Raw genomic sequence first — 20,156 nt, 5'->3', positions numbered from 1 at the left:
GGCGCGGCCCTGGCGGCCTTTCCTGCCTGCCCTCTCTGCCCTCTCTGCCCTCCCTGCATTTCCCTGCCCCTCGCGGGAACGAAAGGTTCCCGAATCAAACCGTTGTCTGCACGGACAAGCATCCACCGCCCGGTTCGTAGTAGGCTGACCGGCATGCAATGGCTGCCCCGCACCCTTGTCCTGGCCGTGATGCTGCTCCCGTCCCTCCCGGGCGCGGTCGCCGGCGCTCCGGATGGGGCCACGACAGTGGACATCGGTGTGCTCGCAGTGCGCGAGGCAAGCGCAGCCGAGGCCCGCTGGCAACCGACCGCGGACTACCTGACCGAACGCCTTGGCGAGGATTTCGACGCCCGCTTCCGCATGCGGGCGATGAACTACCCCGAGCTGGAAGACGCGGTTGCGGGGGAAGAGATCGATTTCGTTCTCACCAATACCGGGCACTACGTCCAGCTGGAATACGCCCACGGCATCAGCCGCCTGACCACACTGATCGCGTCACACGAAGGCGAACCGGTCCGGCTGTTCGGCGGCGTCATCTTCACGCGCGCCGACCGCGACGACATCACCGCGCTGGAGGACATCGCCGGCCAGCACCTGTTTGCGGTACAGGAGGGCTCGCTGGGTGGCTGGCATGCCGGGCACGAGGCCCTGCTGGATGCCGGCGTGGATCCGCGCGAGGATCTCGCCGAACTGACTTTCACCGACATGCCGCATGACCGCGTGGTCGAGGCCGTGCTCGACGGCCGCGCGGACGCCGGCACGGTCCGCACCGGCGTGCTCGACCGCATGGCCGGGGCCGGGGCGTTCGAACCCGGCGAGCTGCGGGTGCTGGAACCGCGCGACACCCCCGGCTTTCCGTTCGAGCACACCACCCGCCTGTTCCCGGAATGGCCGTTCTCGCGCATGGAACATGCCGACGAAGCCCTGGCCAACGCGGTGACCGTGGCCCTGCTGGAGATGCCGGAGGGTCACCCGGCAAGCCGGACCGGCGAATATTTCGGCTGGGCCGCGCCCCTGTCCTACGCCCCGGCGCATGAGCTGCTGGAACGTCTGGGCGCCCCGCCCTACGAACGCAACCCGGCCCTGGACCCGCTGCTCTACTGGCGCGAGAACCCGGCGATCACCATCGCCTTGCTGCTGGGGCTGCTGGCGCTGATGGCCGCGGCGACCATGCGCTACCACCGGATCAACCGCGACCTCGGGCGCGAGGTGCAGCAGCGCCGCGAGGCCGAGACCCGCCTGCGCCGGCACGAGGCGGAGCTGGCGCATCGCGCCAGCCACGACCCGCTGACCGACCTGCCCAACCGGGTGCTGCTGACCCAGCGCATGCGTTCGGCGATCAACACCAGTGCCGAAGATGGCGGGCGGGTCGCGGTCCTGTTCCTGGATCTCGACCGTTTCAAGACCATCAACGACAGCCTCGGTCACCAGGTCGGCGACGAACTCCTGAAGATCCTCGCCGACCGGCTCAAGGACCGGGTACGAGCCAACACCATCGCCCGCCTGGGCGGCGACGAGTTCATCGTCCTGCTGGACGATGTCGAATCGCTGGAGGCCCTCGAGGAGCGGGCCCGGGAGATCCTGGCGGTGATCGCCGAACCCTTCGCGGTGGGCGGGTGGCGCTCGCTGCAGGTCGGAGGCTCGCTGGGGATCACCCTGTTCCCCGATAACGGCGGGTCGCCCGAGGCCCTGATCACCCAGGCGGACGCGGCCATGTACCGCGCCAAGGCTCAGGGCCGCAACACCTACAGCTTCTACAGCGAGGACCTCACCGCCGCCGCCAGCGAGCGCCTGGAGACCGAAAATCATCTGCGCGAGGCCCTGAAGAACGGCCATCTCGAGGTGTTCTACCAGCCGCAGATCGACCTGCGCGAACGCCGCGTGTCCGGGGTCGAGGCGCTGGTACGCTGGCGCGACCCGGACAAGGGGCTGATCTCGCCCGGGCGCTTCATCCCGGTGGCCGAGGAAACCGGCCTGATCAGCCCGCTGGGCGAGTTCGTCCTGCGCGAGGCCTGCCGCCAGGTGGTGGAATGGGACCGGCAGGGCCTGCCGGAGCTGTCGCTGGCGGTGAACCTCTCGGCCCACCAGATGAACGACCCCGCACTGGTCGCGCGCGTGCGCGAGGTGCTGGATTCCACCGGGATGGACCCCGGGCGTCTGGTGCTGGAGATGACCGAGACCACCCTGATCCAGGCCGAGGGCTCGCGCGAGGTCCTGCTGCAGCTCAAGGGCCTGGGCGTGGCGCTGGCCATCGACGACTTCGGCACCGGGTATTCCTCGCTGGCCTACCTCAAGCGCTTCAACATCGACTGGCTCAAGATCGACCGGGCCTTCGTGCAGGATCTGCCGCACGACCCCAACGATGCCGAACTGACCGTGACCATCATCAACATGGCCCACAACCTGGGGCTGGAAGTGCTGGCGGAAGGGGTCGAGACCGAAGACCAGCGCAGCTTCCTCCAGACCCGCTACTGCGACGCTTGGCAGGGTTTTCTGTGCAGCCCCCCGGTCCCGGCGAGCGAAGTGCCGCAGCTGCTGGAAGACTGCGAGGGCGGGGTGGCCGCCGCCGGCGTCCCGCGCTGAGGGAATCGCCGAGGGACTCGCCGGGGCGCAGGCCGGTGCCGGTCAGCGGTCAAAATCCGCCAGATGCACCGGCTGGCGACGCGGCCCCCAGTCCCCCGGCCGCGCCTCGAACACCCCGGCAACGGCCGCCCCGCAGGCATTGCAGCAGCCATCGGCGGTGAGGTTCCAGTCCGACAGCCGGTACCAGTCGCGACCGATCAACCGCCGGCCACAGGACGGACACCAGGTGCTCTGGCCATCGCGGTCGTGCACGTTCCCCGTATACACGTGATGCAGCCCCCGCTCGCGAGCGATGTTGCGCGCCCGTTGCAGGGTCTCCGGCGGCGTGCGCGGATGGTCGGTCATGCGGAAGTCGGGATGAAACGCGGTGAAGTGCATGGGCACGTCCGGACCCAGGTGCTGATACACCCAGTCGGCCATCGCCACGATCTCGGGATCGCTGTCGTTCTCTCCGGGGATCAGCAGGGTGGTGATCTCGGTCCACACGTCGGTCTCGTGCACCAGCCATTCCAGGGTATCCAGCACCGGCTGCAGATGCGCCCCGGTCAGGCGGTGGTAGAAGCGCTCGGTAAATGCCTTGAGATCCACGTTGGCCGCATCCATCGCGGAGAAGAACTCGCCGCGCGCGGCCTCGGTGATGTAGCCCGCGGTGACCGCCACCGTGCGGATCCCGCGCGCACGGCAGGCCGCCGCCACGTCGATCGCGTATTCGTGGAAGATGACCGGGTCGTTGTAGGTGAACGCCACCGAGCGGCATTCCAGCTCCTCGGCCGCCCGCGCGATGGTCTCCGGATCCGCCCGGTCGGCGAGGGTATCGACCTCGCGCGACTTGCTGATGTCCCAGTTCTGGCAGAACTTGCAGGCCAGGTTGCAGCCGGCGGTCCCGAACGACAGCACCGGTGTCCCCGGCAGGAAATGGTTCAGCGGCTTCTTCTCGATCGGATCCACGCAATAACCGGAAGAGCGGCCGTAGCTGGTCAGCACGACCTCGTCGTCCAGCCGGGCACGCACGAAACAGGCGCCGCGCTGCCCTTCCTTCAGCTTGCAGAAACGCGGACACAGGTCGCACTGCACACGGCCGTCGTCGAGGGCGTGCCAGTAGCGCGTGGACACCGTGAAGGCGTCGTGCTGCGGAGTGTCGGTCGTACGGCTCATACTCTTGAATGTGGCCCCCGAGGTCCCACAATTCAACCCATGAGTCCCGATATTGTGGAGCCCGACATGTCCGCCACCGCCGCCATCCGCGAACCCGCCGTCGCCGGGCGCTTCTACCCCGCCGAGGCCGCCGCACTGCGGCAGATGGTGGAGCGCTTTCTCGCCGAGGTGTCGCCGCCGGAGACGGATGCCCCGGTGCCCCGGGCGATCGTCGCCCCGCACGCCGGTTTCCCGTTCTCCGGTCCGGTCGCGGCGGCAGCCTACGCCCGGGTGCGTCCGCTGGCCGGCCGCATCCGGCGCGTGGTCCTGCTCGGGCCCTCGCACCGCGTGCCGTTTCGCGGGATCGCCACCACCGACAGCGCGTATTACCGCAGCCCGCTGGGCGACATCCCCGTGGACCGCGAGGCCGTGGATGCCCTCGCCGGGCTGCCCGGCGTGCAGTCCCTGGACGCCGCCCACGGCCCGGAACACAGCCTGGAGGCGCAGCTGCCGTTCCTGCAGGTCGCCCTCGAGGACTTCCGCCTGGTCCCGCTGGTCGTCGGCGATGCGTCCCCGGACCAGGTCGAGGCGGTACTCGACCGGCTGTGGGACGACCCGGAGACCCTGGTGGTGGTGAGTTCGGACCTGTCGCATTTCCACGACGAGGCCACCGCACAGCGCCTGGACGCGGCGACCCAGCAGGTCATCGAGCGCATGGACGACACCGCGCTGGGGCCGGAAGACGCCTGCGGCTGCCGCCCGCTGGCCGGACTGCTGCGGGCGGCGCGACGCCGCGGACTGCGCATCACCACCCTGGACCGGCGCACCTCGGCGGATACCGCCGGCCCGCGCGACCAGGTGGTGGGTTACGGCGCCTGGGCCCTGCAATGACGCTGCCATTCGAACCCGATCCCGCGGCCCGCGCGCGGCTGACGGAAATCGCCGACGCGGGCATCCGTCACGCCGCCGGCGACGGCGCTCGGCCCATGGTGGATCCCGGGGCCGAACCCGCGCCGCTGGACCGCCCCGGGGCCAGTTTCGTCACCCTCAAACGCGAGGGCGAACTGCGCGGCTGCATCGGCTCGCTGGAGGCACGCCGTCCGCTGGCGGAGGATGTGCTGCACAACGCGGTCGCCGCGGCCACGCGCGACCCGCGCTTCGCCCCTCTGGACGCCGGCGAGCTGGAGGGACTGGCGTATTCGGTGACCCTGCTGGGACCCTCCGAGCCGCTGGAGGCCGACCACCGCGACACCCTGCTGGACCGGCTGCGTCCGCGCGAGGACGGGCTGATCCTGCAGGCGGGGCCGCGGCGCGCCACCTTCCTCCCGGCGGTCTGGGAATCCCTGCCCGATCCGGAGGCCTTCGTCGACGCCCTGCTGCGCAAGGCCGGGCTGCCGCGCCATCCGTGGCCCGAGGGCCTGCAGGCCTGGCGCTACGGCTCGCTGGAGCTCCCCGGACGCATGGATACGCGCAATGACTCATAGCGCCCGCGCATGCGATCCAGCAGCACCAGCATCGCGGGGGTGAACAGCAGGGTCAGCGGGGTGGCGAACAGCAGCCCGCCGGCGATGGCCGTGGCCAGCTGGACCCAGAAGCCGGTGACCGGGGCGCCGATGTAGAAATCCCGCCCGGCGAAATCCACCGTCCAGGCCAGCACCATCGGCAGCAGGCCGAGGATGGTGGTGATCGCGGTCAAAAGTACCGGCCGCATGCGCTGGGCCGCCGCCCGCAGGGCCGCCTCGTGCGCCGTCAGGCCGCGACCGCGCTGTTCGTTGTAGTTGTCGATCAGCACGATGTTGTTGTTGACCACGATCCCCGCCAGCGCCAGCACGCCGATCCCGCTCATCACGATGCCGAACGGCTCGCCGCGCGCCAGCAGCGCCAGCAGCACTCCGGCGGTGGAGAACACGATGGCGGACATCACCAGCAGCGCCTGGGAGAACCGATTGAACTGGGTGACCATCATCGCCAGCATCAGGAACAGCGACATCGCGAAGGCCCCCAGCAGGAAGCGAGCCGCCTCCTCCTGCTCCTCGGCCTCGCCGCGGAACCGGATCTCCACCGCGTCATCCAGCTCGAGGGTGTCCAGCCGTGCCTGCAGCGCCCGCACCCGTTCGTCCACCAGGTAACCGGGCGCGGCATCCGCCTCGATGGTGTAGGCGCGCTGGCCGTCGAGGCGCTTGACCAGACCGGTCGCGGGGACCGGCACCAGCTCGGCGAAATTCGCCAGCGGCACCAGTCCGCCCGGCGCCGGCAGGTTGAGATTGGCGAGCTGCTGCAGGTGGCGCTGCTCGGCCGGCAGCCGCAGGCGGATGTCCACCTCCTCGTCGGTGAAATCGGGGCGCCAGCTCCCCAGCAGGATCCCGTCGGTCAGCAGCTGCACGCCGTCCCCCAGCAGCGGCACGTCCACACCGAAACGCGCCGCCTGCTCGCGGTCGAAGCGCACCTCCAGCTCCACCCCGGGCAGCGGCAGGTCGTCGCCGATGTCCTCGAAGCCCCCCAGATCGTCCATTTGCGCGCGGATCTCGCGAATCACCGGCGGGATGCGGCCGGGCTGCTCGCCGGAGGCGACGATGCGGATCGGCCGGCCCTCGCCCGGTCCGTGTTCCTGGGCCCGGAACTGCAACCGCAGCCCGGGCAGATCGGCGGTGCGCTCGCGCAATTCAGCGATCACCGCCTCCGCCGGCGGGCGCGTGCGCCAGTGCGTCAGCTCCAGCTGGATGACCCCGACCACGTCCTCCGGATAATCGCCCTGCAGACGCGCGAGCTGGGTCCCGAGGGTGCGGGCATAGGCGTGTTTCACCTCGGGGGAGGCCATCAGGCGACCCTCCACCTGGCGCACCAGCGCGTCCGCCTCGCGCACCGAAAGATCGCCGCGCGCCTGCACCTGGACCTGGACGTTCTCCGGCTCGATCGACGGGAAGAACTCCACCCCGCGACCGAAACTCGCATAGGCGGCGTAGGCGAGGACCAGCAACCCGACCGTGGCCGCCAGGGTCAGCCCCGGCCGGTCCACCAGCGGCCGCAGGATCCGAATGTACCGGGCGGTGATGCCGTGCAGTTCGGCGAAGCGGCCCTCCTCCGCCGCGCGCACGAAACGCGTCTGTTCCGCGTTGATCGGCCGCGACGGGCCGATCACCGAACCCAGCACCGGGATGAACACCAGCGCCATCGCCAGCGACGCGATCAGGGTCACGATCACCGTGGCCGGCAGATAGACGATGAACTCGCCCACCATCCCCGGCCAGAACAGCATCGGCGCGAACACCGCCAGGGTAGTGCCGATGGCGGCGGTGATCGGCCAGGCCATGCGCTGCGCCGCGGCGCGGAAGGCCTCGACCCGCCCGCGCCCCTCCGCGATATAGCGGTCCGCCAGTTCCACGACCACCACCGCGCCGTCCACCAGCATCCCCACCACCAGGATCAGCGCGAACAGCACGACGATGTTGAGCGTGAAGCCCAGCAGATGAATGGCCAGGATCCCGCCGAGGAACGCCCCCGGGATCGCCAGCCCCACCAGCAGCGCGGCGCGCGCGCCCATCATCACCAGGATCACCAGGGCCACGATCAGCACCGCGGTGATCACGTTGTTCTCCAGATCACCCAGCAGATCGGCGACGTCCTTCGCCTGATCCTGGGTATACGTCACCTCCAGCGAGTCGGGCCATTCGGCGCGCGAGGCCTCGATGGTCGCGCGCGCGGCCGCCACCACTTCAAGGATATTGGCGTCCGTCTGCTTGCGGATCTCCAGCGACACCGACGGCTGCCCGTCGATGCGGGTGAAGCCCTCCGGATCGCGATAACTGCGGCGCACCTCGGCCACGTCGCGCACGCGCACCACGGTGTCGTTCTCCACCCGCACCGCGGTGTCCAGCACGTCATCGATGTCGTCGATGGTGCCCGGCACCCGCAACGGGATGCGTCCGACCCCGGTATCCACCGCGCCGGCGGCCACCAGCCGGTTATTGCGTTCGATCGCGCGACTCAGATCGCCGAAGGACAGCTCGTAGGTCTCCAGCACCAGCGGATCGACCAGCACCTCCATCTGCTCCTCGCGATCGCCGCCGATGTCCGCCTCCAGCACGCCCGGCAGCGCCTCCACGCGGTCGCGCAGCTCACGCGCCAGACGCACCAGCGTGCGCTCCTCCAGCGGCCCCGAGAGATTCACCGTCACCACCGGGAACAGCGACAGGTCCACCTCCGATACCGACGGCTCCCGGGCCCCGTCGGGAAGCTCCGGACGAACCAGATCGACCTCCTCGCGCAGATCCGACAGGGCCTCGCGGTTGTCCCAGCCGGGTTCGAAATCGATGCGCAGCAGGGCAAAGCCCTCGCCGGCCCAGGACTGTATTTCATCGACCCCGGGGATGCCCTGCAGCTCGCGCTCCAGCGGCTGCACCATCAGGCGTTCGGCATCCTCCGGCGAAATTCCCGGGTAGGGCACGGACACGAAGAAGATCGGGATGTCGATCTCGGGAGCGGCCTCCTTCGGCGCCACCACCCAGGCCATGGACCCGGTGACCAGGATCAGCAGCAGGAACAGCAGGACCGTCCGGGCATGCGTCACCGCCCAGGCGATCAGCGCATTCACCGCTCGGTCTCCCCGGCCGCCTGCGGACGCACCCGCTCGCCCTCGGTCACGAAGCCCTGCCCCACGGTGATGACCCGGGCCTCGTCCGGAAGACCGGTCACCCACACGCCATCCGCCGCGGTCCGCACGACTTCCACCGGGTGGAAGGCCACCCGATCGGCATCGTCCACGGTCTTCACCCCGACGCGACCGTCATCGCCCAGGGACATGACCGCCGGCGACACGCGATGGGCGCGGACGATGTCGGTGGGAATCTCCACACCGGCGCTGAGGCCCGACGGCAACGCGCCATCGGGATTGGGGACCTCGACCTCGAGGCGGAAGGTGCGGGTGCCCGGCTCGGCCACTCGTGCGACGAAGCGCACCTCGCCCTCCGCGGTGCGCCCGTCGAGGAAGCGGATACGCGCCATCTGCCCGCGTTCGACCCGCCCGATCTGGTGCTGCGGCACCTGCACCACCGCCAGCAAAGGATCGTTGTCGATGATCTCGGCCACCGGGTCACCGCGGCCGACGAAATCCCCCGGTTCCGCCAGCCGCTGATGCACGATACCTGCCAGCGGCGCGCGGATGCGCGTGTTGCGCAGATCCAGCTCGGCCGCCTCGCGCGCGGCACGCGCCGCCTCCAGTTCGGCCTCGCGCGCATCCAGCTCGGTGCGCGAGGCGTGCCCCTGCTGATGCAGACGACGGGTCGCCTCGAAGTCGCTCTCGGCGCCGCGTTCGCGCGCAATGGCCTGGCGACGCTGTGCCTCGCGGTCGTCGATGCGCAGACGGGCCAGCAGGTCCTCCGCTACCACCTCGGCCCCCCGTGTCACCGCCCATTCGGCCACCTGCCCGGCGGTCTCGGCGCGCACCCGCACCCGCTGGTCGGGTTCCACCTGTCCCTGCAGGACCAGGATCCGCTCCACCGGTTCGGCCGCCCGGGTTTCCACCGCCACCGCCATCGGCTGCGCCGCACGGGGCTCCGGCTCCGCCGGCGGCTCGCGGGTCAGCACACCCGAGGCGATCCAGGCCACCGCCAGGAGCACGATACCCCCGGCCGCGATCCACCGTCCGTATCCCGCCATCAAGGGTCACCTCTCGCCATGGCCCGCCCGCGTTCGAAATGTCACTATGACCCATCACTATAAACGGGGCGGCCGCCACCTGTCGGCCGGGACCCCGGCAACGGGCCCCGCGCCCGCACGCGACCGAACCCCGATGACCGAACAACCGGACGAATCCAGCACCGAGATCCGCGAACTCCGGGCCCGCAAGCGCCTGGTGTATGCCCTGGTGCTTGTCGGCGGGATCACGATCACCCTTCTCAGCTGGTGGTTCCGCGGTCCCGACGATCCCTTCCTGACCCGGGTCTATCCGCCGTTCGCGGCTGCCCTCGCCGGGCTGCTGGTGGTGCTGTGGCGGCAATGGCTGACGCTGGAACACATCGAAGGGCTGATGGTACTGGTCGCCTCCGCGCTGATCCTCGGGCGGCTGGCCTGGCACATGCACTTCGCCGCCGGGATCGAGCAGCAACTGATGGTGCTGGTCGGCGGCCACTTCTGGGCCGTGGGACTGCTGGTCGCCGGCGCCTTCGTGATGCTCGACCGGCGCCGCGGGGTGATCGCCGGGCTCGCCATCCTCGGGATCTCGATCCTGCTGACGGTCACCGGGGTCCTGCGGGAATACATGGCAGCCGCCCCGCCCGCGGCCGAGACCCTGATGTACCTGGTGCGCGTACATGTGTTCCTCGGCCTGCTGCTGGCCCTGCTGGCCGGGGTCGCCGGGATGCGCGACCAGCTGCAGCGCGCCCTGCTGCGCGCCGAGATCCTGCACGACTGGGCGACCACTGATCCGCTCACCGGCCTGGCCAACCGCCGCGCCGCCGAGGCCGGTCTGGAACGCGAGATTGCCTATGCGCGCCGCTACGGGCAGCCAATGAGCGTGATCATCGCCGATCTTGACCATTTCAAGGACGTGAACGACACCCACGGCCATGCTCATGGCGATCGGGTGCTGCGCGAGGTCACCGCCCGGCTGCAGGCACGCGTGCGCGACAGCGACCTGACCGCCCGCTGGGGCGGCGAGGAACTCCTGGTGGTCGCCCCCGGCATCTACCTGCGGGAAGCCACGGCGCTGGCCGAGCGCTGCCGGCGGGCCCTGGCCGAGGAGCCCGTGGCGGGCCTCGGCATCACGGCCACCCTGGGCGTAGCCGAATTCGCCCCGGAAGACGACCGCGAATCTCTCCTCGCCCGCGCCGACCGACAGCTCTACGCCGGCAAGGCCGCGGGCCGCAATCGCGTCGTTCCCCCGCCCGACCCGCTACCGGGCCCGGACTCCGGCACGACCCCGCGCACGACCCCGCGCACGACCACCTGAACGCATTCCCGCGAGCGGCACATGCGGGACGACTTCCCGTTCGCTATTCGGCAACGCCCGACTCACCTTCGGGCTCCTCGCCGAACCACACCAGGGCATATTCCTCCGACAGCGCGGCGCCGATGGCCTCCCATTCGACCCCGGACCATACGCCTCGATTGACCATCACCTCGTGGTGCGCGTCGCTGTCGCGCCAGATCCGCAGCGCCTCCTCGCGGTCCATGCCGGAACTGCGCCAGGCCGCGATCTCGTAACCGGCATGGGGATAGTCCTCGCCGGTAATCTCGCGCGGCTTGCGGCGCATGCACTCCGCCGATGCCTTGTCGCCAGGGCGATAGCAGCAGGCCGTCCAGTCCCCGTCATCGGACCAGCTGTGCAGGTTGCACTGTTCGCCCTCCGCGGCATCCGCGGACTCCAGATCCTCCAGATGGGTCTTCGCAACCTCGGCCAGCGCGGGTGACCAGGCCACCGGCTCCAGCCCCCGGTCCTCGCGGTGTTCGTTGACCGTCTCCACCAGACGTTCACCCGGCGACGGGGGCGTGGCACAGCCGCTGACGAGGAGCAGCAGCACAATGGGCAACAGGCCCGGCCATGCGGCCGGGCGCGGGATCGGCAGGCGTCGCAAGGTCAGTCCTCCAGCATGTAGGCCAGGATCAGTGGCGCGACGATGGTCGCGTCGGAATGGATATCGAAGCGCGGGGTCCCGGGGCGCAGCTTGCCCCAGGTGATCTTCTCGTCCGGGGGCGCACCGGAATAGCCGCCATAGGTGGTCTCGGCATCGGTGACCTGACAGAAATAGCCCCAGGTCGGGGTGTCTTCCAGTCCCAGCTCGCGGGTGATCAGCGGCACCACGCAGATCGCGAAGTCGCCCGGGATCCCGCCGCCGATCTGGAAATAACCAATCCCGGGGGCCGGGTCGCAGTTCTCCAGATACCAGCGCACCAGGCGGTTCATCTGTGCCGTACCCGGCTCCACGCAGTCGTGGCGGGCCACGTCACCGCGCATGACCGCGGCGGAAAACGCATTGCCGGTGGAGGAGTCCTCCCAGCCGGGGGTCCAGATCGGGACGCCGCATTCATCGGCGGCCAGCAGCCAGCTGGCCTCGGGCTCGATGAATCGCTCGCGCAGCCACGCGTCGCGCAGCACGTCCTGCAGGAAATCGGCGGGCGAGACCTGGCGCCCGGATCGCGCCGCCGCCTCCCAGCGCCGGATCAGCAGCGACTCTATCGGCTGCATCGCCGTCTCGGGGATCCCGGTGTCCGTCACCCGGCTGACCCCGCGGGCGTACAGTTCGGCCTCGCGCTGCGGCCCCAGAGTGCGCCAGTCCGGCAGGGTCTCGTAGGTGTCGGCGCCGATCAGGCGAAAGGCGTCCTCCTCGAGATTCGCGCCCGTGCAGGCGATCCCGTGGATCAGGCCGGCGCGGATCGCGCGCGCGAGGATGCGACCGAACCCGGCGGTGGACATCGCTCCCGACATCGACAGGAACATGCGCCCGCCGGCGTCGGCGTGGTCGCGCCAGGCGCGCGCGGCGGCGCGCAGCTCGCGGGCGTTGAAATGCCCGTAATGGCGTTCGATGAACTCCGCGACCTGCATTCGCTCAGCCCCCGGCCCCGGCGCCCGAGTAGACGCCGCCCGAGCTGCCCCGCTCGGAGATGGTCTGACCGAACCCCCCGCGATCGGAGCGGTTGTTCACCCGGCCGGCGATGGACCCGCCCGGCGCCGGGATGATCGGCATCGGGATCACCCAGGTCTCGGGCTCGCCCAGGGTCATGCGGGCGGTGTCGAATCCGGCGGTGTAGAGCTCGTGCAGCCAGTTGGCCAGATCGTCCTCGGGCGTGGCATCGGCGTCCGCGGCCACGTGCACGACCCGCGCGATACCGGCGGAGCGCAGGCGCTCCGGCCCGGGGAGAATGGAGTCATCGATGAAATAGCGGTTGTCGTAATCGCCCGCCTCCGGCTCCGCGTGCGTCAGTCGTCGCGCATCGCAGACCCACACCGGCGGCGCGTCCGCGGGCACGCCGCGCGCCCAGCGCGCCGCCACCCGCGGCGCCATGGTCACCATCGCGTTCACGACTTCACGCGAGTCGACCATGATGCGGGGATCCCCCGCGTGCGGCGGCGCGGCCGTGGGTTCCGCGTCCAGCCGGCGTATCATGCCCGCGGGCTCGGAGTTGGCCCGCGGCCAGTGATCAAAGGTCGCGATGAGCTGACAGGTCCCTTCGGCAAACAGCGTCGCCGCCATCTGCACGCTCAGACCGCCCGGCAGGTCCACCACCGTCAGGGTATCCGGACGCAGCCAGTCCCAGGTGCCCGGGGGACGCTCGGCGGCAATCCGCTCGTGCAGCTGCTGCTCGTGTGGCTGCAGCTTGAGGCGATCGATCCCGGCGAACAGCGTGGGGCAGTGATACGGCCGCCACGGCCCCTCCGGATGCGGCCCGTACAGGCGGTACAGCCGTTCATGGTGCATGTAGTCACGCCAGTCTTCGGAGACCGTCTGCCCCTCCACCGGCGGTGCGGCATCGGGGTCTTCGGTGCCGGCCCCCAGCGGGGACCCGAGGCGCTCAAGCAGTTTCAACCATCGTTGGGACATAATTCGCATCGTGCCGGATGACGGGGTGGCGGCTGACCCGGGTGTGATACCCGGCGAATTCGCCGTCCACGAGAAAGACCCCCACCACCGGGTAGCCCATGCCATGGGAAAACCACAGCGGTGCGGGTTCGAAGAATTCCTGCAGGACGAAGCCCTGCGGGTCCTGCAGCGCGGTATCCAGGGCCTCTTCCCAGGCCTGCGCCGACAGCGCGGCGCCGATCCGGATGCCCTCGCCCATGCGTCCGTAGCTGCGTTTCAGCACCCATTCCTCACGCTCGGCCAGCCAGGCGTCACGCCCCTCCGCCCGGGGATAGCACGAACGGGTGAAGTCACGCGCCAGCGTGGCCTGCGTGGCCTCGGACAGGCCCAGCGCATGTTCGGCCGGAGCCGCGTGAAAGCGCTTGCTCTCCGCCACCACGACGGTCAGCGGGTTCATGCAGGGCACCTCCTGCGCAACCCGCAGCCACGCCTGCGGGTCGGGCAGCCCGGGAATCCATTCCGCGGGGTAATGTCGGAACAGCGCATCCACCGGCCGATCGAACAGGTGCGGACGGCCATCACGCCACTGCAGATTGGCCGGCGAGCCGATGACCGTCGCATGCCCTGCCGCCTCCAGCCACCGCGCCACCGCGGCGACCTGCTGCAGATCCACCGACCATGCGGTCGCGTGGACCAGGCCGATACACGGCCACGGCGCCAGCGCGGCGGTGATCGCGGCGGCCAGATCCCCGGCCGGCCGCATCCCGCGCACGCCCGTGGCCGCGGCAACGGTGGCGTCCAGCTCCGCGGTCTCGGCCAGCCCGCCGGGCACGTCCTGGTTGAACTCGCTGATCCGCCAGCATTCGTCGGTGCTCCAGTGGAAGTCGCAGCGCGTCAGCCGCGGTCCGGGCGCGGGCGCCGTGGCCACGACCTCGCACAGTTCGGCCGGCACGCCCACCGCCTCGAGACAGGCAGGCTGCGCGCGCACCGCCTCCTCCATCTCGCACTGTGCCGCCCAGGCGGTCTGCGCACGCCGCACCAGCGCCCGGTGCTCTTCGGCGCCCAGCACCAGAAAATCCGGCAGCACCGTGGGATCGCCGGCCTGGTGCATGTCCCACTTGCCCAGCTGCAGCGACAGCCGATCCAGCAGGCGGCTCGCCTGCGGCGGCTCCAGCGGCCAGGGCTCGGTCCTCACCCGCGCAGTCCCAGCAGGGTCGAGACCAGCGGTGCCAGCACGACCCCGCCCAGCGCCAGCAGGATGTAGACCACGCCCTCGCGATCGCGCGACCGGACCGCCGGCACGCCCTCGTCTCCGGTTTGATCACCGGCCTGATTGCCGGTATGGAGCGGCGCGGGCGGGCGCATGACCTCATGGCCCAGCACCGGCAGCGCGATCACGCTGAAGCCGATCAGCGCATCGCCGAATCCGCGATAGTCGCCGTGCACCGCGTAGGTCAGGGTGATGGCACAGGCGACCATGAAATACGCGGCTGCCTTGGCGTCCTCCATGTTGCGGTCACGCACCACGCGGCGGTAGAAATCGGTCTTCTCCCGCCGGATCCACAGCCCCAGCGTGACGACCAGGATCAGCCAGCCCATGCCGAAGAACCACGGGGTGATCCACCAGCCATCCTCGTAGCCCGGCAGGACCTCGAAAATCCAGCCGTACTCCAGCCCGCCGGCCTCCAGATCGCCCCAGCTCGCGCCGCCGAAGATCATCCCGGTCGCCAGCACGAACGCACCGAGGAAGACCCCGGCGGCGAGATTGCCACGCTCGAACACGTCCACCTGCAGGCGCGGGCCGAACAGCTGCCCGGCCACCTGGCCGAAGACTTTGATCGCGGCGAACGCCATCAGGGCGTAGAGCACGAACCAGAACCCCTCGATGGTCGGGTCGGCGTGATGCACCAGCACCCACAGGCACCAGGCAAAACCGAGGATGATCCCGAGACGCACCGCGCCGATCGCCGCATTGCCCCGCCGATACAACGGGTGCAGGCGCGAGGCACGGTTCCAGAGCAGGCCAAAGAAGGAGATGACCAGCGCCATCCCGAACACCACACCGGTGTCCGGCCAGAAGATGTCGGCCTCATAAAAAAAGACCGCAGACAGGGCGCCGACCCACACCCCGATCATCAGGGGCCCGACCATCTTCTGCAACAGATAGACTTTATGATCCGTGTACATCTCGCGCCCCATCCGGAAACACGCCCAGCGGCTGGGCCAGACAATGAAAGGCACCGCCCAGATGCACCAGCGCGCGGGCATCCAGCCCCACCGGCCGGTGGCCCGGCAGGCAGTCGGCCAGCACTCCCAGCGCGACCGCATCCTCGGGCACGCCGAACTGCGGCACGATCACGCGCCCGGGGGCGATGTAGAAATTGGCGTAACTCGCCGGCAGCCATTCATCATCGGGACCCTGCAGCACGGGGGCCGGCAGACTCACGACCTCGGGCGGGCCGGTCACCAGGTCCAGCGCGCTCAGACGCCGATGCATGTCCTCCAGCATCGCCGCGTCCGGATGCGCCCCGTCCGCCGAACGCATCGACACGATGCGATCCGGGGCCACGAAACGGGCCAGGTTGTCGATATGACCGTCGGTATCATCCCCGCTCAGGCCACGCGGCAGCCAGTGCACACGCCGCACGCCCAGGGTCGTGCGCAGGGCCCGTTCCATCTCCGGCATGTCGGGATTGTCACGCGCGGGCGCGCCCAGCACCGATTCGGTGGTCAGCAGATCTCCGGCCCCGCTGGATTCCAGGGCCCCGCCCTCCAGCGTCAGCGGCAGACGCTCGCGCCGCTGCCCCCAGCGACGCGCCAGCAGCAGCGGGACCAGCGCATCCAGTTCGCAGGGGTGCTTGTTGCCCCAGCCGTTGAAGCCACCGTCGACCAGCAACATCCGTGAACCCTCGCGGACCCACAGGGGACCGGCATCGCGCATCCAGATATCGTTGACCGGCAGCGGCTCCAGCCGCAGCGAGATCCCGTCCTCGCCCCCCAGCAACGCAGCCGCATCTTCGCGTTCCTCGGGCGATACCAGCACGCAGACGGGTTCCACCTGGCGTAACTCGGCGACCAGCGCGCGAAAGGCCGCCAGCACGCCGGCGTACTGCCCGCGCCAGGCCTGCTCGGCCGACGGCCAGGCCAGCAGCGTTCCGGCCCGCGGTTCCCACTCCGCAGGGAACCGCCGCGCGGCGCACCCGCAACGCTCGGCGTCATCCGCTTCCGTGGGCAGCACTGCCCGCATCGCCTCTCCCCCTGTTCCCCCTGTCGACAGCCCGAAAGGGCATGCCGTCGACGCGGGATCATGCCACAGCGTCGTGTGTCCCTCTACCGGGCCCCTCCACCGGGAGGTCGCCACCCGGGTTACACTGCGGCGAACTGTCACCACAACCGCGGGCAAGGGGCCGGAATCATCATGTGGCTGAGGGTCACCACCGAACTCGAGATGAACCTGCAGGTGGCCAGCCCGATGCTGCTGCTTCTGCGGCCGCACAGCGACGCCCACCAATGGGTGGCCAGCGACCGCTACCGGGTCACCCCCGACATCCACGTCGCCGAATACACCGACCGTCACGGCAACCTGTGCCAGCGGCTGATGGCGCCCGCCGGCCCCTTCGCGGTGCACGTCAGCGCGGATGTCCGGATCCGCCCGGAGGACATCGACGTCACCGACGCCCCGTTCGTGCCGGTGGAACAACTGCCCGACGAGGTCCTGGTCTATCTCCTGCCCAGCCGCTTCTGCGAAGCGGACCGGCTGGGCGCCCGGGCATGGGAGATCGTGGACGGGCGACGGCCCGGCCACGAGCAGGTGACCGCGATCTCGCGCTGGATCCATGAGCACATCCGCTACTGCCCGGAAACCGACCCGGCACCGATCTCCGCCAGCGAGGTGCTGAACCGGGGCAGTGGCGTCTGCCGCGATCTGGCCCATCTCGGCATGGCGCTCTGCCGCAGCCTCAGCATCCCCGCGCGGCTGACCGTGGGCTACGTGCACGGGCTGGAACCGATGGATCTGCACGCCTGGTTCGAGGCCTGGGTCGGCGGACGCTGGCACACCTTCGACCCGACCCAGGCGCAGCCGGGCAACGGCCGGGTGCGCGTGGCCTACGGCCGCGATGCCGCCGACGTCCCGCTTTATCACCTGTTCGGACCGCCGGCGATCCCGACGCGCATGGAGGTATCGGTGGAGCCCCTGACACCGACCGACTGACCCGGGCGCCGGTGGCCGGAGCCAGCCTCGGGAACCAGCTCAGGAACCGGCTCAGGAACCGGCGGGTTTCTTCTTGCTCTCGGACTTCGAGGCATTCACCGCGCGCTTGAAGCTCCAGTTCCGCAGCTCGCGGATCTGCTCGACCATGGTCTTCGACAGCGGCACCGTGTTGATGGCCGCGCGGATGATGTCCTTCTGGTTGAAGGCGCGGTCTTCGCGATAGGCCTCGATGCGCGCCGAACGCACCACCTGCTCGATCTCGGCACCGCTCCACTCCTTGGTAGTGGCGGTCAGATACCCCAGGTCGAACTGGCCCGGATCGCCGCCATGACGGCGGATGTGCAGCTCCAGGATCTCGCGGCGCTCGTCGGCATTGGGCAGGTCGAGGAAGAACAGCTGGTCGAAGCGCCCCTTGCGCATCAGCTCCGCCGGCATCAGCTCGATGCGGTTGGCGGTGGCCGCCACGAACACCTTGGGCGACTTCTCCTGCAGCCAGGTCAGGAAGCTGGAAAAGATGTTCACGTTGCCGCCGCTGCCGGTGGAATCGAAGCCGAAGGCGTTCTCCAGCTCGTCGATCCACAGCACCACCGGCGCGATCTCGTCGGCGATGCGGGTCGCCCGGGCGAACGCGTATTCCGGCGTACCGAAGCTGCCCGACAGCACCAGGCTCATGTCCAGGCGCGCCAGCGGCAGGTCCCAGGCCGCCGCGATGGCCTTGGCCGCCATGCTCTTGCCGCAGCCCGAGACCCCCATGAACAGCACTCCGGCGGGCAGCGGCACGCCGTCCTCGTAGGCCTTCTCCGAGAACAGATCGGCGCGCGTGGTGACCCATTCCTTGAGCACATCCAGACCGCCGATATCCTCCAGCGAGCGCTGCGGCGGGTAGAACTGCAGCACGCTCTCCTTGCGCAGGATCTGGCCCTTCTCCTCCTGCACCTCGTGCAGCAGGGTATCCTCGTCGACGTCCTGCATGCGCAGCAGGCGCGAGGCGAGGTGGCCGGCCTCGTTGAGCGACAGCCCGCGCATGCCCGCCGCCAGACGGAACAGCAGCTCGCGCGAATGGGCCTCGGCGCCGCGACGCCCCTCGAGGAACTCCAGCAGTTCCTCTTCGGTGGGCAGATCCACGTCGACCAGGAAGATCTCCTTCTTGATGATGTCCGGCAGATGCAGCTGCGGGCAGCTGACGAACACCACATTGCTGGTGCCTTTCAGCTCGTAGTAAAGATCGCGCAGCCCGCGCACCAGCCCGGGGCGCTGGTCGAACCACACCGGCAGATCCTTGAACAGGCTCATGCGCGGCGGATCACGATGCCCCGCGATCCGCGCAAGCGCGTCCTCCGGATCGCGGACGGCCGGCTCGGCCTCCACCGCCGCGCCGGAAGCCGCCTCCTCCGGGGCGGCAAAGCCGCGCGCGGCGGACCACACCTGCAGCCGTCCCTCCTCGCCGTAGTACTTGCGGGCCACCTGCTGCAGCAGCCGCTCGATGCGGTCCTCGTCCCAGCCCTGCAGGTAGATAATGGGATAGCGCGAACGCAGCCCGCGCAGGATCCGTTCCACCGTCGGATTCCGCTTCCCCGCCATGAGCGCTCCTGGTTGTGGAAAACAGGCCCCAGTATAGACCGGCTCCCCGAGCGCCCGGATACCCGCCCGCGCCGGCTTCCGGTTTGACCGATACCTGATGGTTGTGATTCTTTTCACTCAACAGAACGAGGGGGCCAGCATGGTCGACCGCAGCCTGACCGGGCACGAAATCATTCTCGAACCGCACGACACCATCCAGTCCCGCACCGACACCCGCGGCGTCATCGACCTGGCCAACCACACCATGGTGCGCATCTCGCAGTACAGCCGCGAGGAACTGATCGGCGCCCCCCACAGCATCCTGCGCCACCCGCACATGCCGCGCTCCGCCTTCTATGCGATGTGGCAGATCATCCAGGGAGGCGACGAGTTCTTCGGTTTCGTCAACAACCGCGCAAAGAGCGGCGACAACTACTGGGTCTTCGTGCGGGTGGCCCCGCGCACCTCGGCCAGCGGCGAGATCACCGGCTACAGCTCGGTGCGCATCCGCCCCAAACGCGAGGCCGTCGAGGAATGGTCGAAGATCTATGCCGACATCCTCGCCGTGGAACAGAAATATCCCAGGGAAGAACAGGTCCAGGCCGGCTATCAGGCGATCCAGAAGGCCATGCGCAAGCGCGGTTTCCGGCACCTGACCGACTGGGTCATGAAATCCGTATAGCGCGGGGGCATGTTGCAGCACGGACGCCGCCGGCGTAACGTTTGAGTCCGTGAGAACAACGTTTTCGAGGCCTCGATCCATGCACGCCATCCAGGAAGATCCCCGGCAACAGGAACGCGAGCTGCGCGCCCGGCGCCGTTCGCTCAACCTGCTGGTGGCAGCCACCGCCGCGGTGCTGGCGTTCTGGGCCCCGCCGGGCTACGACTCCCCGGTGGCCACGGTGACCCAGGCGGACTGGTCTCAACTGGACTGGCCGGGCAGCGAAGCGCCGGGTTCGGCCGAAGTCACGGAATTCCGCCCGCAGCTCCCGCCGCCGGGCGTGGATGCCGATCAGGTCACCATGGAAGAGAGCGACGACACCATGGTGCTGACCCTGGATCGCGAGCTGGAGCGCACCTCCGGCGACCTGCGCTCGCGTGACCGCGTCGAGCGCACACCCGCCGACTGATCTTCCTCTCCGCAAGCCCGG

Annotated in this window: 17 protein-coding genes; 7 read left to right on the top strand and 10 right to left on the bottom strand. The window is 69.6% G+C overall.

Annotated elements, in window-relative coordinates:
* Window positions 1-153 precede the first annotated feature (153 nt).
* Window positions 154-2,583: an EAL domain-containing protein gene (locus F620_RS0105905; RefSeq protein ID WP_019569829.1), complete on the top strand. Its 2,430-nt coding sequence runs from the start codon at window positions 154-156 to the stop codon at window positions 2,581-2,583.
* 42 nt (window positions 2,584-2,625) lie between these two features.
* Here F620_RS0105905 and amrS read toward each other — a convergent pair whose 3' ends face one another.
* Window positions 2,626-3,738 (bottom strand): AmmeMemoRadiSam system radical SAM enzyme, encoded by a 1,113-nt coding sequence (amrS, locus tag F620_RS0105900; RefSeq protein WP_019569828.1) that lies wholly within the window; start codon window positions 3,736-3,738, stop codon window positions 2,626-2,628.
* A gap of 66 nt (window positions 3,739-3,804) precedes the next feature.
* On the opposite strand from amrS, the gene amrB reads away from it, so the two are divergent.
* Together amrB and amrA are read left to right on the top strand one after the other, a co-directional pair.
* The gene (gene amrB / locus F620_RS0105895; protein ID WP_019569827.1) at window positions 3,805-4,608 is read left to right on the top strand and encodes an AmmeMemoRadiSam system protein B; all 804 of its coding nucleotides are present in this window, start codon (window positions 3,805-3,807) and stop codon (window positions 4,606-4,608) included.
* Window positions 4,605-5,201 carry an AmmeMemoRadiSam system protein A gene (gene amrA / locus F620_RS0105890; protein WP_019569826.1) on the top strand — a complete coding sequence of 199 codons (597 nt, stop codon included), beginning with the start codon at window positions 4,605-4,607 and terminating at the stop codon, window positions 5,199-5,201. The genes amrB and amrA overlap by 4 nt, the downstream gene beginning before the upstream one ends.
* Here the strand turns inward: amrA and F620_RS0105885 are convergent.
* Together F620_RS0105885 and F620_RS0105880 are read right to left on the bottom strand one after the other, a co-directional pair.
* A complete protein-coding gene (locus F620_RS0105885; protein ID WP_019569825.1) occupies window positions 5,150-8,308 on the bottom strand; it encodes an efflux RND transporter permease subunit in 3,159 nt (1,052 codons plus the stop codon). The two genes, amrA and F620_RS0105885, sit on opposite strands and share 52 nt — an antisense overlap.
* Complete coding sequence (locus F620_RS0105880; RefSeq protein WP_019569824.1) at window positions 8,305-9,372, bottom strand: efflux RND transporter periplasmic adaptor subunit; 1,068 nt, start codon at window positions 9,370-9,372, stop codon at window positions 8,305-8,307. Before F620_RS0105880 ends, F620_RS0105885 begins: the two co-directional genes overlap by 4 nt.
* Window positions 9,373-9,505: 133 nt before the next feature.
* On the opposite strand from F620_RS0105880, the gene F620_RS0105875 reads away from it, so the two are divergent.
* Complete coding sequence (locus tag F620_RS0105875) at window positions 9,506-10,663, top strand: diguanylate cyclase (protein WP_019569823.1); 1,158 nt, start codon at window positions 9,506-9,508, stop codon at window positions 10,661-10,663.
* Between the two features lie 43 nt (window positions 10,664-10,706).
* On the opposite strand, the gene F620_RS0105870 is transcribed toward F620_RS0105875, so the two are convergent.
* Genes F620_RS0105870 through F620_RS0105845 form a run of 6 tightly spaced genes read right to left on the bottom strand, consistent with a single transcriptional unit; the run spans window position 10,707 to window position 16,479 of the window.
* The gene (locus F620_RS0105870) at window positions 10,707-11,288 is read right to left on the bottom strand and encodes a CAP domain-containing protein (RefSeq protein ID WP_019569822.1); all 582 of its coding nucleotides are present in this window, start codon (window positions 11,286-11,288) and stop codon (window positions 10,707-10,709) included.
* Between the two features lie 2 nt (window positions 11,289-11,290).
* Entirely contained in the window at window positions 11,291-12,256 is a 966-nt protein-coding gene (locus F620_RS0105865; RefSeq protein WP_019569821.1) for a deoxyhypusine synthase family protein, read from the bottom strand.
* Window positions 12,257-12,260: 4 nt separating this feature from the next.
* Window positions 12,261-13,238, bottom strand: coding sequence for a hypothetical protein (locus F620_RS0105860; RefSeq protein ID WP_019569820.1), 978 nt, complete (start codon window positions 13,236-13,238; stop codon window positions 12,261-12,263).
* A complete protein-coding gene (locus F620_RS0105855) occupies window positions 13,225-14,427 on the bottom strand; it encodes a glutathionylspermidine synthase family protein (protein ID WP_019569819.1) in 1,203 nt (400 codons plus the stop codon). The genes F620_RS0105860 and F620_RS0105855 overlap by 14 nt, the downstream gene beginning before the upstream one ends.
* Entirely contained in the window at window positions 14,424-15,419 is a 996-nt protein-coding gene (locus F620_RS0105850; RefSeq protein WP_019569818.1) for a hypothetical protein, read from the bottom strand. Before F620_RS0105850 ends, F620_RS0105855 begins: the two co-directional genes overlap by 4 nt.
* Window positions 15,403-16,479, bottom strand: a complete 1,077-nt coding sequence (locus F620_RS0105845) for an agmatine deiminase family protein (RefSeq protein WP_019569817.1) — start codon at window positions 16,477-16,479, stop codon at window positions 15,403-15,405. Before F620_RS0105845 ends, F620_RS0105850 begins: the two co-directional genes overlap by 17 nt.
* 171 nt (window positions 16,480-16,650) lie before the next feature.
* Between F620_RS0105845 and F620_RS0105840 the strand changes: the two genes are divergently transcribed.
* On the top strand, window positions 16,651-17,445 hold the full coding sequence (locus tag F620_RS0105840) for a transglutaminase family protein (protein ID WP_019569816.1): 795 nt from the start codon (window positions 16,651-16,653) through the stop codon (window positions 17,443-17,445).
* Between the two features lie 51 nt (window positions 17,446-17,496).
* On the opposite strand, the gene F620_RS0105835 is transcribed toward F620_RS0105840, so the two are convergent.
* Entirely contained in the window at window positions 17,497-19,026 is a 1,530-nt protein-coding gene (locus tag F620_RS0105835) for an AAA family ATPase (protein ID WP_019569815.1), read from the bottom strand.
* 139 nt (window positions 19,027-19,165) lie between these two features.
* On the opposite strand from F620_RS0105835, the gene F620_RS0105830 reads away from it, so the two are divergent.
* Window positions 19,166-19,687, top strand: a complete 522-nt coding sequence (locus F620_RS0105830; protein ID WP_026331329.1) for a PAS domain-containing protein — start codon at window positions 19,166-19,168, stop codon at window positions 19,685-19,687.
* 79 nt (window positions 19,688-19,766) lie between these two features.
* A complete protein-coding gene (locus F620_RS0105825; protein WP_019569813.1) occupies window positions 19,767-20,135 on the top strand; it encodes a hypothetical protein in 369 nt (122 codons plus the stop codon).
* Window positions 20,136-20,156 lie beyond the last annotated feature (21 nt).

The organism is Thioalkalivibrio sp. ALE11 (assembly GCF_000381205.1).
Classification (GTDB): domain Bacteria; phylum Pseudomonadota; class Gammaproteobacteria; order Ectothiorhodospirales; family Ectothiorhodospiraceae; genus Thioalkalivibrio.
Note: the sequence above shows the minus strand (reverse complement) of the source record. Positions and strands in the feature narration are given on the sequence as shown.

Coding starts and splice junctions, on each gene's coding strand:
- F620_RS0105905 (WP_019569829.1), top strand. CDS start 154: ATGCAATGGCTGCCCCGCACCCTTGTCCTGGCCGTGATGCTGCTCCCG.
- amrS (WP_019569828.1), bottom strand. CDS start 3,738: ATGAGCCGTACGACCGACACTCCGCAGCACGACGCCTTCACGGTGTCC.
- amrB (WP_019569827.1), top strand. CDS start 3,805: ATGTCCGCCACCGCCGCCATCCGCGAACCCGCCGTCGCCGGGCGCTTC.
- amrA (WP_019569826.1), top strand. CDS start 4,605: ATGACGCTGCCATTCGAACCCGATCCCGCGGCCCGCGCGCGGCTGACG.
- F620_RS0105880 (WP_019569824.1), bottom strand. CDS start 9,372: ATGGCGGGATACGGACGGTGGATCGCGGCCGGGGGTATCGTGCTCCTG.
- F620_RS0105875 (WP_019569823.1), top strand. CDS start 9,506: ATGACCGAACAACCGGACGAATCCAGCACCGAGATCCGCGAACTCCGG.
- F620_RS0105865 (WP_019569821.1), bottom strand. CDS start 12,256: ATGCAGGTCGCGGAGTTCATCGAACGCCATTACGGGCATTTCAACGCC.
- F620_RS0105850 (WP_019569818.1), bottom strand. CDS start 15,419: ATGTACACGGATCATAAAGTCTATCTGTTGCAGAAGATGGTCGGGCCC.
- F620_RS0105845 (WP_019569817.1), bottom strand. CDS start 16,479: ATGCGGGCAGTGCTGCCCACGGAAGCGGATGACGCCGAGCGTTGCGGG.
- F620_RS0105840 (WP_019569816.1), top strand. CDS start 16,651: ATGTGGCTGAGGGTCACCACCGAACTCGAGATGAACCTGCAGGTGGCC.
- F620_RS0105835 (WP_019569815.1), bottom strand. CDS start 19,026: ATGGCGGGGAAGCGGAATCCGACGGTGGAACGGATCCTGCGCGGGCTG.
- F620_RS0105830 (WP_026331329.1), top strand. CDS start 19,166: ATGGTCGACCGCAGCCTGACCGGGCACGAAATCATTCTCGAACCGCAC.
- F620_RS0105825 (WP_019569813.1), top strand. CDS start 19,767: ATGCACGCCATCCAGGAAGATCCCCGGCAACAGGAACGCGAGCTGCGC.